Source organism: Thioalkalivibrio sp. ALE28 (genome assembly GCF_000377425.1).
GTDB lineage: Bacteria > Pseudomonadota > Gammaproteobacteria > Ectothiorhodospirales > Ectothiorhodospiraceae > Thioalkalivibrio.
In genome coordinates this window covers 77,729-90,904 of sequence record NZ_KB898098.1, presented here as the reverse complement: position 1 = coordinate 90,904, position 13,176 = coordinate 77,729, and the positions used below count along the sequence as shown (strand labels likewise).

At 69.2% G+C, this 13,176-nt stretch carries 10 protein-coding genes; 3 read left to right on the top strand and 7 right to left on the bottom strand.

Annotation, left to right across the window (positions count from 1 at the left end; translation table 11 throughout):
• Positions 1-19: 19 nt before the first annotated feature.
• The 5 genes from D105_RS0107515 to glgA all read right to left on the bottom strand — a co-directional run bounded on the left by D105_RS0107515 (position 20) and on the right by glgA (position 7,868).
• Positions 20-1,429, bottom strand: a complete 1,410-nt coding sequence (locus D105_RS0107515) for a sigma-54 dependent transcriptional regulator (protein ID WP_018878046.1) — start codon at positions 1,427-1,429, stop codon at positions 20-22.
• Entirely contained in the window at positions 1,426-3,066 is a 1,641-nt protein-coding gene (locus tag D105_RS0107510) for a PAS domain-containing sensor histidine kinase (RefSeq protein WP_018878045.1), read from the bottom strand. Before D105_RS0107510 ends, D105_RS0107515 begins: the two co-directional genes overlap by 4 nt.
• A gap of 11 nt (positions 3,067-3,077) precedes the next feature.
• The gene (locus tag D105_RS0107505; RefSeq protein ID WP_018867898.1) at positions 3,078-3,350 is read right to left on the bottom strand and encodes a PP0621 family protein; all 273 of its coding nucleotides are present in this window, start codon (positions 3,348-3,350) and stop codon (positions 3,078-3,080) included.
• A gap of 108 nt (positions 3,351-3,458) precedes the next feature.
• Positions 3,459-6,299: a phosphoenolpyruvate carboxylase gene (gene ppc / locus D105_RS0107500; protein ID WP_018867897.1), complete on the bottom strand. Its 2,841-nt coding sequence runs from the start codon at positions 6,297-6,299 to the stop codon at positions 3,459-3,461.
• A gap of 81 nt (positions 6,300-6,380) precedes the next feature.
• On the bottom strand, positions 6,381-7,868 hold the full coding sequence (gene glgA / locus D105_RS0107495) for a glycogen synthase GlgA (protein ID WP_018878044.1): 1,488 nt from the start codon (positions 7,866-7,868) through the stop codon (positions 6,381-6,383).
• A 129-nt stretch (positions 7,869-7,997) separates the two neighbouring features.
• On the opposite strand from glgA, the gene pgi reads away from it, so the two are divergent.
• A complete protein-coding gene (gene pgi, locus D105_RS0107490; RefSeq protein ID WP_018878043.1) occupies positions 7,998-9,641 on the top strand; it encodes a glucose-6-phosphate isomerase in 1,644 nt (547 codons plus the stop codon).
• A gap of 22 nt (positions 9,642-9,663) precedes the next feature.
• Here pgi and D105_RS0107485 read toward each other — a convergent pair whose 3' ends face one another.
• Complete coding sequence (locus tag D105_RS0107485) at positions 9,664-10,509, bottom strand: bifunctional nuclease domain-containing protein (RefSeq protein WP_018878042.1); 846 nt, start codon at positions 10,507-10,509, stop codon at positions 9,664-9,666.
• Positions 10,510-10,605: 96 nt separating this feature from the next.
• Here D105_RS0107485 and D105_RS0107480 point away from each other — a divergent pair, with 96 nt between their 5' ends.
• Positions 10,606-11,205, top strand: a complete 600-nt coding sequence (locus D105_RS0107480; RefSeq protein WP_018875579.1) for a DUF938 domain-containing protein — start codon at positions 10,606-10,608, stop codon at positions 11,203-11,205.
• 347 nt (positions 11,206-11,552) lie between these two features.
• Here D105_RS0107480 and D105_RS0107475 read toward each other — a convergent pair whose 3' ends face one another.
• Positions 11,553-11,978 carry a DUF3617 domain-containing protein gene (locus tag D105_RS0107475; RefSeq protein ID WP_018875580.1) on the bottom strand — a complete coding sequence of 142 codons (426 nt, stop codon included), beginning with the start codon at positions 11,976-11,978 and terminating at the stop codon, positions 11,553-11,555.
• A gap of 147 nt (positions 11,979-12,125) precedes the next feature.
• On the opposite strand from D105_RS0107475, the gene D105_RS0107470 reads away from it, so the two are divergent.
• Entirely contained in the window at positions 12,126-13,082 is a 957-nt protein-coding gene (locus D105_RS0107470; RefSeq protein WP_038032816.1) for a matrixin family metalloprotease, read from the top strand.
• The last annotated feature ends 94 nt before the right edge of the window (positions 13,083-13,176 follow it).

Sequence of the window (13,176 nt, the reverse complement as noted above, 5' to 3'; positions counted from 1 at the left end):
CGGACTGGTCGCGCCACCGTTACTCGATACCGAGTTTCTTCAGGCGGTAGCGCAGCTGGCGGAAGCTGAGGCCGAGCAGGCGCGCGGCGGCCGTACGGTTGCCGCCGGTCTGTTGCAGTGCGGTGGCGATGGCCTGGCGCTCCTGCGCGGCGAGCTGGTCGTCCAGTGCGCGGTCGGCCTCGTTGCGGGCGCTGTGGTCGGGGTCAGGCGGGCTGTCCGGGGCGCGGTCCATGACGGGTTCGGTGCCCAGGCCAGTGGCGGGAAGGTCGATGTTGTCGGCGTGGATCAGCCGACCCTCGCACAGGGTGGCGGCGCGCTCCAGGATGTTCTCCAGTTCGCGGACGTTGCCCGGGAAGCCGTGCCCCTGCAGGGCCGCGAGGGCATCGGGGGCCAGTTCCAGGTCGCCGATCTCCCACTGCTCGCTGATGCGCCGCAGGATACGCGCGGCCAGGCGCTCGATGTCCCCGCGGCGGTTGCGCAGTGGGGGGACCTTCAGCTCGATCACGTTCAGTCGGTAGTAGAGGTCCTGGCGAAAGCGCCCCTCGCGTACGGCCTTCTCGAGGTCGTGATGGGTGGCGCTGAGGATGCGCACGTCCACCGGGATCTCGCGGGTGCCGCCGACCGGCTTGATCGCTCGCTCCTGGATGGCGCGCAGCAGCTTGACCTGCATCGGCAGTGGCAGGTCGGCAACCTCGTCGAGGAACAGCGTGCCGCCGTCGGCGGACTGGAACAGGCCGGTGTGGTCCTGGGTTGCCCCGGTAAAGGCGCCCTTGCGGTGGCCGAAGAACTCGCTCTCCATCAGCTCGCCGGGGATGGCGCCGCAGTTGACCGGGACGAACGGCCGCTCGGCGCGCGGCCCGAGGCGATGGATCTCGCGCGCGACCAGTTCCTTGCCGGAGCCGGATTCGCCGGAGATGAACACCGGCGCCTGGCTGCGGGCCAGCTTGTGGATGGTGGCTCGCAGGCGCTGCATGGGTTCGGAATGGCCCAGCAGGGGACTGTCGTCGGGGCGGGCCGGCGTGGTCGCGTCATCGGGCCCTTCTTCCGGCCCGGGACCACGGGTCTCCAGGCGCAGCGCGGCATCGATCAGTTCGCGTAGCTGTTTCAGGTCCACCGGCTTGCTGACGAAGTCGAAGGCCCCCAGTTTCAGTGCCTGCACCGCCGTGTCCACGCTGCCGTGGGCGGTGATCACGGCCACCGGCAATTCCGGGCGTTCGCACTGGATGTGGCGGACCAGCTCGAGGCCGTCGCCATCGGGCAGGCGCATGTCGGTCAGGCAGAGGTCGAAGTCGCGTTCGGCGAGCAGGGCGCGGGCGGGTTCCAGGCGGGTGGCCGTGGTCGCTTCCAGGCCCATGCGTGCCAGGGTGATCTCGAGCAGTTCGCAGATATCGGGCTCGTCGTCCACGACCAGCACGTGACGGATACTCATGCGCCTTGTTCCTTTGGCGATTCGTCTTCCAGGGGAGCGAACAGGATCCGGAAGCAGCCGCCGGTGGGCGTCCGGATGTACTCCAGCGAGGCCCCGTTGTTTTCGCACAGCATGCGCGAGATGTACAGGCCGAGCCCGGTTCCGCCGCTGCGACCGGAGACGAACGGTTCAAACAGGTCCTTTTCCTGTTCTGTGGAGATCCCGGGACCAGCATCGATGACATCCAGGCTGACCACGCGGGCGACCTGGCCGGCGCCCCCGCGCAACACGATGGGCGGACTGTCGGGTTCGTCGTGACCGCCGTGGATGCGCGCGTTGGTGCACAGGTTCCACAGGATCTGGTTGAGCTGCGAGCGATCGAACTGGATTTCGGAGTCGCCCGGTTCCACCCGGGCATGCAGGGTGGAGCGGGGCAGTTGCAGGGCCCCGCAGAACTCCTCGGCAAAGCGGTCCAGGGTCTCCTGCAGGTTCAGGCGTTCGCGCTCGCCGGTGTCCCGGCGTGACAGGCTGAGGACATTGGAGATCAGTTCGTTTACGCGCTTGCTCTGGTTGTTGATGATGTCGAGCAGACGCTGGTCGTGAGGCGCGAGGTCCGGTGACTCGCCAAGCAGCTGAGCGCTGTGGCTGATCGCACCGAGCGGGTTGCGGATCTCGTGGGCGATGCTGGCGGTCAGCCGGCCCAGGGCCTGAAGCTTGCTGGCCTGGGCCTGGCGCTGGAGCTCGGCGGCATCCTCCAGGATCAGCAGCGTGCCCTGATCGCCGCGGTCGCCCAGCGGGGCCAGGCGGATGCGCAGGGCCGGCTGGTCGCGATCGCCCGGCAACTGCTGGCTGGTACTGGGCCTGCCGCTGCGCTGCCACTCGCGGATGACGCGGGCCACCGAGGGCGACAGCGACGTCAGGTGGCGCCCCGGCCGTGGCGGCAGGAGGCGGCGGGCGGCCTCGTTGATGGAACGGATGTAGCCATCCGGGTCCACCGCGATGACCCCGGCACCCATGCGCGCGATGATCTGGGCATTCAGCTCGGCCAGATTCGCCAGGTCGGCCTCCTGGCGTTCCACCTGGGCGCGCGTCTCGCCGGCCCGGCGGGCGAAGTGGCGTGCCAGCAGGCCGGCCGCGAACAGGGTGGCGCCCAGCAGCCCGGCCTGGGTAATGGCGCTCTCGCCGGGGTGGAGTAGCAGCAGGGCGCTGACCGTCTCGGCCAGCAGCAGCGCGAGGGTGGCGATGGCCGCCAGACTCAGGGCGAAGCGCGCGCCGGAGAGCAGTACCGCGGCGACCAGGGCCGGGACCAGCAGGAGGCCGATCCCGGTGCCGACCCCACCGGAGACGAGCAGCAGCCCGATCAGGCCGATGCCGTCCCCGGCGCCGCCGATCAGGGCGATGCGGCTGAGGCTGGTGGTGTTCGGGTTGCGGGTGCAACGCCGGGCAAAGCCGGCCGCGGCCAGCGCGAAGGCGAGGTAGGCCGTGGCGATCACCACATAGAACTGGGGGGCGACCGCATGCAGTCCCAGCGGGGTATCCGGGAACAGGCCCAGCAGCAGCAGAACCGCTGCGACAAAGACCCGGTAGAGCGCGAACAGCCAGGCGGAGCGTCGGGTGTCGGCGTCGATCGGCGTGTGCGCCCCGTTCTGGCCGTCCATGCGCGCGGGGATCAGTCGTCTTCGCTGTGGGTGTCGGCGTCCGAGCGGCTGCGGTCGACCTCGGCGTGCTGGCGCGAGCAGTACAGGCGGTCCCCGTCGCGGTAGGCCTCGGCCTCCGGCACGTGCACGCCGCAGAAGGCGCAGCGGATCACCGCGCCACCTTCCTTGAGGCGTTCGGGGCGTTCCCCGCGGGAGACCTGCTTGCGGTTGCTGCTGGAGCGCACCAGGGTGCGCACCGCGAGGAACACGGCGACGATGGCAACGATCAGGAGCAGCAGGCGCATGACCGGATTCTAGGGGAAACGCTGGTCAATGTGCACATTGATCAGCGTTTCCCTGACGCGATGATGGTCGCGGACCATCGGACCGGCCAGCTCGCGCTCCCGTAAGGGTCAGCCGGTGTTGCGCATGCCGGCGGCGATGGCGTTGATCGAGCGCAGCAGGGGCGACAGCCAGGGATTGTCGGCATCGTCTCCGGCCTCGGCGTCGAACTCGCGGGATTCGCGCAGCAGGTGGATCTGGATGCTGTTAAGCGGGTCCAGGTACGGGTTGCGCCGTTGCAGCGAGCGCGCCAGCAGGGGGGTCTCGTCCATCAGGGCGTCCAGCTGGGCGACCCGCAACACCTCGGTCACGGTGCGGCTGTGCTCGTCGCGGACCCGGGCATAGATGCGTTCGGCCAGTTCCGGGTCGCTGCACAGGCGGGCGTATTCGGCCGCGGTGCGCATGTCGGCCTTGGTCAGCGCCATCTGGCAGTTGGACAGCAGCGAGCGGAAGAACGGCCACTCCTGGTACATGCGCTGGAGCTGGGCCAGGCGCTCGGGATCGTCGCCACGCCAGCGCTCCAGCGCGGTGCCGATGCCGTACCAGGCGGGCAGGGTGTGGCGCGCCTGGGCCCAGCCGAAGACCCAGGGGATCGCCCGGATCGAACTCTTGGAGCGATCGGTCTTGCGCCGGTGCGAGGGGCGCGAGCCGATGTTCAGGAAGCCGATCTCCTGCACCGGGGTGATCTCGTAAAAGTAGTCGAGCACACCGTCGGTGCGGTCGATCAGCTCGCGATAGGCATCCTCGCCGCATTGCGCGAGATCCTGCATGGTGGCGCGGTAGTCGTCGCGATCCTGGCGCGGTGGCCGGATCAGGCTGCGCGAGGCGAGCATGACACCGGTGGCGCCCATGCCCAGCTCATAGACCGCGGTCTCCACGTTGGAGTACTTGTACGACAGCACCTCGCCCTGTTCGGTGAACTTGATGCGCCCCTGCACGGTGGCCGGGGGCTGGGCGAGGATGGATTCATGGGTCGGGCCGCCGCCGCGGCCGACGGTGCCGCCGCGGCCATGGAACAGCTGGCAGCGCACGCCAAAGCGGTCGGTGATGCCGACGATCTTCTTCTGCGCCTCGTAGAGGTTCCAGCTGGAGGCGAGGATGCCGCCGTCCTTGCAGGAATCCGAATAGCCGAGCATCACGTCCTGGATGTTGCCGGAGGCGGCCAGCAGGCGGGCGTAGACCGGGTTGGACAGCAGGCCCTCGAGGACGTCCTCGACATGCAGGAGGTCCTCGATGGTCTCGAACAGCGGCGAGATGCGCAGGTGGCAGAAGGGGTTGCCGTCTTCGTTGTCTCCGGCCAGCCCCGCGAGGCGCCCCAGCAGCAGGACCTCCAGCACATGCGAGGCCGCGTGGGTCATGGAGATCACGTAGGTCCCGATGCCATCCGGGCCGACCTCGCGGCGCATGCCCTGGATGACCTCGAACACGCGCAGGGTTTCGCGGGTGCCTTCGCCCAGGGCGTCGCGGTCCAGTTCCGGCAACTGTTCGGCGGCGATCAGGTCGCTCAGGGCCTGCTGGCGGCCGGTCTCGTCCAGGGCGGCGTAGTCGGTGTCCGGGGCCAGCTGGCCGAGGATCTCGGCGATCGCGTCGGTATGCACGGTGGATTCCTGGCGCACGTCCAGGTGGTGCAGGTGGAAGCCGAAGGTCTCGACCAGGCGGATCAGATCGGTCAGCGCGCCGCTGGCGATATTGCGGTCGCCGTGGCTGATCAGCGAGTCGCGGATCAGCTTCAGGTCGCTCAGGAAGGCCTGGGCGTCGGCATAGGCGCTGTTGGTCGGAAGCACCGCGGCCTCGCCATGTACCCGCCGGACCACCGTGTCCAGGGTTTCGCGCAGGCGATACCGCATGATGTAGAGCTTGCGCCGGTAGGGCTCGCTCTCGAAGCGGTCGGAGGCCCCCTGGAACACCGCGTTCGCGATGTTGGCGTCGGAGTCCAGGCTGTCGAGGAAGGCCTGCGACGGCTGGCACATGAACGACGAGTGGGTCAGCACGTTGCGCAGGTGGTTGACCCGCTTGATGTATTCGCGCAGGACCTGCTCCATCGCCAGGCGACAGGACAGTTCGGTGACCTCGGGGGTCACGTTCGGGTTGCCGTCGCGGTCCCCGCCGATCCAGGAACCGAAGTGCAGGAAGGCCGGGATCCGCACCGGCAGGCTGCCGTCCGGGTGGACGCCGTAGATGCGGCGGATGGCCTTTTCCAGGAAGCGGTAGGACTGCGGGATGGCCTCGAACAGGCTCTCCTCGAAGTAGAACAGACCGTACTTGATCTCGTCCTGGACCTGCGGCTTCTTTACCCGTACCTCGTTGGTGCGCCAGAGGATCTGGATCTGGGTTTCCAGTTCCTCGGTGATGAGGCGGCGTTCCTCCTCGCCCAGACCGGGCTGGTTCAGCCGGTCGGCGGTCTCGAACACGCGGCGCTGGTTCTCCATCGTGGTCCGGCGACGGGCCTCGGTGGGGTGGGCGGTGAAGACCGGCTGGTAGTGCAGTTCGCTGAGCAGCCGTTCCAGCTCCTCGGCGGTGACCCCCTCGTCATGCAGTTGGCGCAGGGTCTGGTCGAAGGAGCCGGTCCACAGCGGTTCGCCGCTGGAGACCTGGGCCCGGCGCCAGCGGTAGAACAGGTCTTCCTCGGCAATGTTGACCAGGCTGAAGTAGATGCTGAAGGCGCGGATCACGCGCTCGGTGAGCGCGGCGTCGAAGTGGGTGATGTCCGCCATCAGCTGGCGGCGCAGGTCCGGGTCCTCGTTCTTGCGCAGGCTGACAAAGCCGCGGCGCAGCTTTTCGACCGCGTCGAATACCGCCTGGCCTTCCAGCTTGTGGATCACGTTGCCCAGGAGTTCCCCGAACAGCCGCACGCGGGCGCGCAGTTCCTTGTCCTTGGGCAGGAATCGGTCGTGTTGATCGCTTCGAGTCATATCGGGCCTGTGCGCGCAGGACGACGATCGCCGCTGCCTGGGCTTGCCGGTTGGGGTCGGGAGGTCGCGAAAAGGACGCGATTATAGCGCAGATGCGGCCTTCGCACGCCGGCTGCGGCGCGGGAGCTGTTCGCGGTACAGGGCGAGATAGGCGTCGGCGCTCGCGTTCCAGCCGAAGTCGCGGGCCATGCCGGTGCGCATCAGTTGTTCCCAGCGGCCGTCGCCGCGGGCGGCGTACAGCCCCAGGGCGCGCTCCAGCGCGCCGCCGAGGGCGGCCACGCTGTCCGGCGAGAAGCTGAATCCCGTGGCCGTGCCGGCGTCCAGATGATCGGGTGTGGCGTCGACCACGGTGTCCGCCAGGCCCCCGGTCGCGTGGACCACCGGCGGGGTGCCGTAGCGCAGGCTGTAGAGCTGGTTGAGACCGCAGGGTTCGAAGCGCGAGGGCATCAGGAACAGGTCGGCGCCGGCCTCGATCTGGTGGGCCAGGGGCTCGTCATAGCCGATGTGCACCCCGACCCGGCCGGGATAGGCGCGCGCCAGGGCGCCGGTGGCGTGTTCCAGGTCCTTCTGGCCGGAGCCGACCAGGGCCAGCTGGATGCGCCCGGCCTCCAGCAGCGGGGTGCAGGCGGCATGCAGCAGGTCTACCCCTTTCTGCTCGACCATGCGGCCGACGTGGCCCAGCAGCGGGATGTCCGGGTCCGGTTCTAGGCCCAGGCGGGTCTGTAGCGCGGCCTTGTTGGCGGCCTTGCCGGCGAGGTCGTCGGCGCTGTAGCGCGCGGCAATATGGCGGTCGCGCGCCGGGTCCCAGTCGCGGTAGTCGACCCCGTTGAGGATGCCGTGCAGGTCCGCGGCGCGGGCGCGCAGCACGCCGTCCAGGCCCATGCCGGAGGCTGGCTCCTGGATCTCGCGGGCATAGGTCGGCGAGACCGTGGTGATGGCGTCGGCAAAGACCAGGGCAGTCTTCATGAACGACAGCTGGTCGTGAAACTCCAGCGCCTCCGGGTGCCACAGGTCCGCGGGCAGGTTCAGCTCCTGCAGTGTGCTGGCCGGGAACAGGCCCTGGTAGGCCAGGTTGTGAATGGTGAATACGGTCCGCGGGCGCTCGATGCCAGTGCGCTCCGGGTCCAGCAGCAGCGGCACCAGGCCGGTCTGCCAGTCGTTCAGGTGGATCAGCTCCGGGGTCCAGTCCAGCCCAGCCTCGTCGCGCGCGAGGGCGACGATGGCGCGGGCGAAACCGGCGAAGCGCTGGGCGTTGTCCGGCCAGTCCATGCCGTTGCTGGCGCTGTACGGATTGCCGGCGCGCTGGAAGTACTCCGGCCAGTCGATCAGGTAGACCGGCACGCGAGTGCCGGGCAGGCGGCCCTCGAGGAGCTGCCACGGGGCGTTGTCCGGACCCGGGCGCGGGGTGGCATCCACCAGGTTGCGGCAGGCCTCGGGATAACCGGGCAGGACCAGGCGCACATCCTGGCGTCGGCGGCGCAGGGCGGCGGGCAGGCTGGCACTGACATCGGCGAGCCCGCCGGTCTTGACCAGGCTGTAGGCCTCGCTGCTGGCGAACAGGATGCGCATGAAGAGTTCCCCGGGAACGGAACCGGCGGCGCCGGATGGTTTCTATGGATTGTAACGCAGGGGGCCGGGCGGCACTCTGGGGAACAGGACAAGCGGGGGCATGGAATGACGACAGGACGGGATACGGGGATGGAGAGTGCCCTGCGGGTCGAGGCCCGCCGGCTGGAGGGCGAGACCTTGCGCGATCTGTTCGCGCGCGATCCCGACCGGGTGCAGCGGGATGTGCAGGAAATCGCCGGCATGCGCCTGGACTGGACGCGTCAGCGCCTGGACGCCCCGGCCTGGGATGCGCTCTTCGAGCGGGCCGCGGCCTGCGAGGTGCCGGAGGCGCTGCGCGCGCTGTTCGCCGGCGAACGGGTCAACACCACCGAGGGCCGGGCGGCGCTGCATACCGCCCTGCGTCTGCCGCGCGAGGCGCGCTGCGAGGTGGATGGCCACGATGTCGTGCCCCAGGTGCATGCCCAGCTGGACCGGGTCGAGGCCTTCGTGCAACAGGTCCACGACGGTACCCACCGGGGCTACAGTGGACGTCCGATCCAGCGGGTGGTGAACATTGGCATCGGCGGTTCCGACCTCGGGCCGCGCATGGTTTGCCGGGCGCTGGCGCCGCATGCGCGGGCGACGGCCGAAGGCGCGCCGCTGGCGGTCCAGTTCGTCTCCAACGTGGACGGCGCGGCCCTCTCCGCCGTGCTGCGCGAGGCCGATCCGGAGACCACGCTGTTCATCGTCGCCTCCAAGACCTTCGGCACCCAGGAGACCCTGACCAACGCCCGCGCGGCCCGCGCCTGGCTGCTGCGCCATGCACCGGACGACTCGGCCGTGGCGCGCCACTTCGTGGCGGTGTCCACCGCGCGCGAGCGGGTGACCGAATTCGGCATCGACCCGGACAACATGTTCGGTTTCTGGGACTGGGTCGGTGGGCGCTACTCCGTGTGGTCCACCATCGGGCTGCCGGTGGCACTGCTGCTGGGCATGGACGGCTTTCGTGCCTTCCTCGGCGGCGCGCACGCCGTGGACGAGCACGTCCGGCGCGCGCCGATCGCGCAGAACGCCGCGGTACGCATGGCGCTGGTGGATCTGTGGAACCAGAATCTGCTGGGCGCGCAGTCGCGCGCAGTGCTGCCCTACGACGAACGCCTGTCGCTGCTGCCCCCGTACCTGCAGCAGGCGGAGATGGAGAGCCTGGGCAAGCGCGTGGGGCTGGACGGCCAGGTGGTGATGGACGATACCGGTGCGGTGGTCTGGGGCGCGGTGGGGACCGACGGCCAGCATGCCTTCTTCCAGCTGCTGCATCAGGGCACGCGCTTCATCCCGGCCGAGTTCATTGGCGTGGCGCGCCCCGAGCACGACCTGCCGGCGCAGCATCCGTTGCTGATGGCCAACCTGGTCGCGCAGGCGGAGGCGCTGGCGACGGGCAAGGACGAGGGCGCGGTGCGCGCGGAGATGGCGGCGGCGGGACAGTCGCCGGAGGCGATCGACGCCCTGGCGCCGCACCGGAGCTTCCCCGGCAACCGGCCGAGCACGCTGATCCTGCTGGAACGCCTGGACCCGGCCACGCTGGGCGCGCTGATCGCGCTGTTCGAGCACAAGATCTACGTGCTGGCCACGCTGTGGGGTATCAACGCCTTCGACCAGTGGGGGGTGGAGCTGGGCAAGCAGTTGGCCGGCCAGATCCTCGCGGATCTGGAGCCGGGGGCGACACCCGCTGCACACGATCCCGCGACCACCGCCACGCTCGACTGGTTGCGCCCGCGGTTACCGCAGCGGGACTGATCCACGTCCGTTCCGACTTGGCTCAGACGGTCAGGGCGTCGTCGGACTCCTCGATAGCGGGGACGTCCGTGGGCAGGGTGATTGTCCGGGTGTCGCCGTCCAGCCAGAAGCGGATTTCGGCCTCCGCGCCATCGGCGGTAGCCGAGACCGCCTCGAGGAAGTCCATCGGGGTGGCGGGCACGCGGCCGTTCACCTCCAGGATCAGGGCCCCGTGGCTCAGTCCCGCGGTGGCGGCCCGCCCGGTCGCGCGGCTGACCAGAACGCCGGGTTCGTCGGGCAGTTGCAGGGCCTCGCGCAGGTCGTCGCGGGCCTCGACTACGGTGATGCCCAGGGCGGTGACGACCTCGTCCTCGCCCGGCGGCGTGTAGTCGAAGGGCACCTCCGCCTCGAGGATCTCCGGGGCGACGTGGATCGCCGCCCCGCTGCGAACGGCCAGGGCGAGCGCGTCGCTGGGACGGGTGTCGATCATCCGCGGCTCGTCGTCGCCGGCCACACGCACCTCCAGCCAGCCGAGATAGGTGCCGTTTTCCAGGCCGTCCACGATCACCCGCTCCAGGCGGGCGTTCAGTTGCTCCAGCAGGTCGATCATCAGATCGTGGGTCTGCGGGCGCGACAGCGGGACCTCGTGCATCGCGAGCAGGATCGCGCGGGCCTGATCGGTGCCGATCACGATGGGCACCACCTCGCCGGAGGCCGGGTGGCGCAGCAACGCGATGGGGGCGCCGGAGTTGGCGTCCACCCCGACGGTGGCCAGCTCGACCGGCAGCAGGCGATCCGGATCAGTGGCCATCTCTCGCGCCAGGGCATCGCCGGCCAGAACCAGCAGCAGGACGAGTACGAGGGGCAGGGATAACCGGGAGCGGGGCATCGGCAGGGTGCCTGGGAAAAGGTGTCTCCCGATCATGGCAGTGCGCTCGCGAGGCGTCCAGAATACCCGGCCTGCTTTTCCGGATGGATGGATACGATGGCCAGTGACAAGCCCTATGCCCCGGCGGCGGAACAGAACCGCGCGCCGATCCTGGAGGTGCTGCGCGAGCGCTTTCTTGCCCACGGTCGGGTGCTGGAGATTGGCGCCGGAACGGGGCAGCACGCGGTGCACTTCGCCGCGGCGCTTCCCCACCTGGACTGGCATCCCAGTGATGTGGCCGAGAATCTGCCCGGTGTAGAGGCCTGGCGGCGCGATGCCGCCGTGCCCAACCTGCGGCCGGCACGGCCACTGGACGTGCTGCGGGACCCCTGGCCGGAGAGGCCGTTCGAATACGTCTACAGCGCCAACACCGTGCACATCATGCACTGGCCGGCGGTCGAGGCGCTGTTCGCCGGCGTGGCTCGGGTGCTGGCGCCGGACGGGCTGTTCGCCCTGTATGGCCCGTTCGCCCACGACGGCGCCCACACTGCCGAATCCAACGCGCGCTTCGACCAGATGCTGCGGGCGCAGGACCCGGGCATGGGCGTGCGCGACCGCGCCGACCTGGACGCGCTCGCCACCGCCGCCGGACTCGCACCCGAGGCGGTCATTGACCTCCCCGCCAACAACCAGATCCTCCTCTGGCGCAGGACGTAGCTCTTTCAGGGCGTGGCTATCACGAAGCACACGAAGGCACGAAGAAATTCAAAGTCGGATTGACCACGGAGTGCACAGAGACCACGGAGAAATCCGAAAGGCTTCAAGGGGAGGGGCAATGGAATGATCCGTTGAGATCAGATCGGGACCAGGAACTGCTTCCCGCTTGCTCCGGAACAGCCTGCCATCCCGTTGAGCTGAAATAGGGCGAGCGGCGATCAGGGTCAGCCGCCCGCCCTATATGCCCCCTTTATCTCTCTGTGTCCTCCGTGACCTCTGTGGTAGACAGGCTCTTGACCTGGCCCTTCTTCGTGTCTTCGTGTGCTTCGTGGTGAATACAGGGGGGGTCAGCAGTCGCCGATGCGTTGGCCGCGCATTTCCATGCGCACGTTCATCGGGCCCATCGGGGTGTCCATCTCGCTGGTCATTTCGCCCTCGGCGCGATCGCCCATGAAGCGCATGCTGCCCTCCATCTGCATCTGGCCGCCCTGCGGGTCGGTGCAGCTCATGGTGTAGTCCATGCGGTCGGCGGTCATGTCCATCTGGTCCAGCGTGCAGCCCTCCGGCGCCTCGATGATGTTCTCGCCGCGATCGATCTCTTCCTGGGTGACGCACTCGGTCGTGGTCTCGGTCTGGTCCGGCATCCCGGCCATGCCTTCCATGATCATGGTGTTCTGGTTCTCCCACAGGCCCGGCTGGATGTTCGGGGTGTCGGCCTGGGCGGCCAGCGGCAGGGCCACGAGGGGCAGGGCGGCGAAAAGGATGCGCAGCATGACAGTCTCCTGAAACGGGGTAAGGCGATCGTTCAATGGTGCCTGCCCCGCCATGACGGGGCAAACGCTGGTCTCCGCGACCGCGCACTGGCACCTTAAGGAAACATTGATCAGTGGTTCTACAAGGATTCACTCGGAGGGAACGCGATGGCATTGCCGTTGTGGCTGGTCGGGGGTGTCGGCGCGCTCGCGCTGGGGGGTGTGCTGTGGCAGGAGGGGCCGTTGCCGGGCTCGTCCGGCGGGCACGCGCACCTGGCCGCGCCGCGCTGCGAGGTGCCGGTCACCCTGCACCTGGCGGGCGTGGATCCGCGCTTCCGCCTGGAGCGCGACGCGGTGCAGACGGCCCTGGATGCGGCCGTCCGGATGTGGGACGGGCAGACGCCGGACGTGCTCTTCCGCCAGCGTGACGACGAGGGTATGCCGGTGCGGCTGGTGTTCGACGAGCGCCAGGCAGGAGCCGAGAGCCGGGACCGTGCCCGCGCGGAACTGGACCGCCTCCAGCGGGGGATCGCCGAGCGCGAGGAGCGCCTGGATCATCGCCACTCGGCGCTGGCGGCGGATGCCGCGGGCTATCAGCGTCATCTCGAGGATTTCCAGGCGCGCCAGCGTGAATACGAGCAGGCGGTGGCCGCCTGGAATGCCGGTCGCATGGCGCACAGCGCGGGGAACCGCGAACGTCTGGAGCGGCAGCGCCGGGCGCTGGACCGCGCCGGTGACGACCTCGATCAGCGCCGGCGCACGCTGGAACAGCGCCGTGACGAGCTCAACCGCGACATCCGGGCACTGGAGCGCGAGATCGATGGGTTCAACGATCGGGTCGCGGAGCTCAACCGCGAGATCGGTACGACCGGGGCCTTCGACATGGCGGTGTACGAGCAGCACGGGGCGCGGCGCTCGATCACCGTGTTCAAGGCGAGTGACGCCGATGAGTTGCGCCTGACGCTGGCGCACGAGCTGGGTCATGCCCTGGGGATCGATCACGTGGACGACCCGGCGGCCGTGATGCATGCGATGCTGGGGGAGGCCAATGCCGGACGGCGCGACCTGAGCGAGGCCGACCGCCGCGCGCTGGCGGCGGCCTGCGACGTGGAGCTTGCGCGGTGAGCGCCAGGGTCGGGCGAATGCCCGGCCCCGGTATCGGTGGCGGTACTAGGGAGACGCTGATTGAATCGCACGTCCGCGTTGGTGCCCCCTGTTT

Coding starts and splice junctions, on each gene's coding strand:
- D105_RS0107480 (WP_018875579.1), top strand. CDS start 10,606: ATGGCCAGTGACAAGCCCTATGCCCCGGCGGCGGAACAGAACCGCGCG.
- ppc (WP_018867897.1), bottom strand. CDS start 6,299: ATGACTCGAAGCGATCAACACGACCGATTCCTGCCCAAGGACAAGGAA.
- pgi (WP_018878043.1), top strand. CDS start 7,998: ATGGAGAGTGCCCTGCGGGTCGAGGCCCGCCGGCTGGAGGGCGAGACC.
- D105_RS0107485 (WP_018878042.1), bottom strand. CDS start 10,509: ATGCCCCGCTCCCGGTTATCCCTGCCCCTCGTACTCGTCCTGCTGCTG.
- D105_RS0107505 (WP_018867898.1), bottom strand. CDS start 3,350: ATGCGCCTGCTGCTCCTGATCGTTGCCATCGTCGCCGTGTTCCTCGCG.
- D105_RS0107470 (WP_038032816.1), top strand. CDS start 12,126: ATGGCATTGCCGTTGTGGCTGGTCGGGGGTGTCGGCGCGCTCGCGCTG.
- D105_RS0107510 (WP_018878045.1), bottom strand. CDS start 3,066: ATGGACGGCCAGAACGGGGCGCACACGCCGATCGACGCCGACACCCGA.
- D105_RS0107515 (WP_018878046.1), bottom strand. CDS start 1,429: ATGAGTATCCGTCACGTGCTGGTCGTGGACGACGAGCCCGATATCTGC.
- glgA (WP_018878044.1), bottom strand. CDS start 7,868: ATGCGCATCCTGTTCGCCAGCAGCGAGGCCTACAGCCTGGTCAAGACC.
- D105_RS0107475 (WP_018875580.1), bottom strand. CDS start 11,978: ATGCTGCGCATCCTTTTCGCCGCCCTGCCCCTCGTGGCCCTGCCGCTG.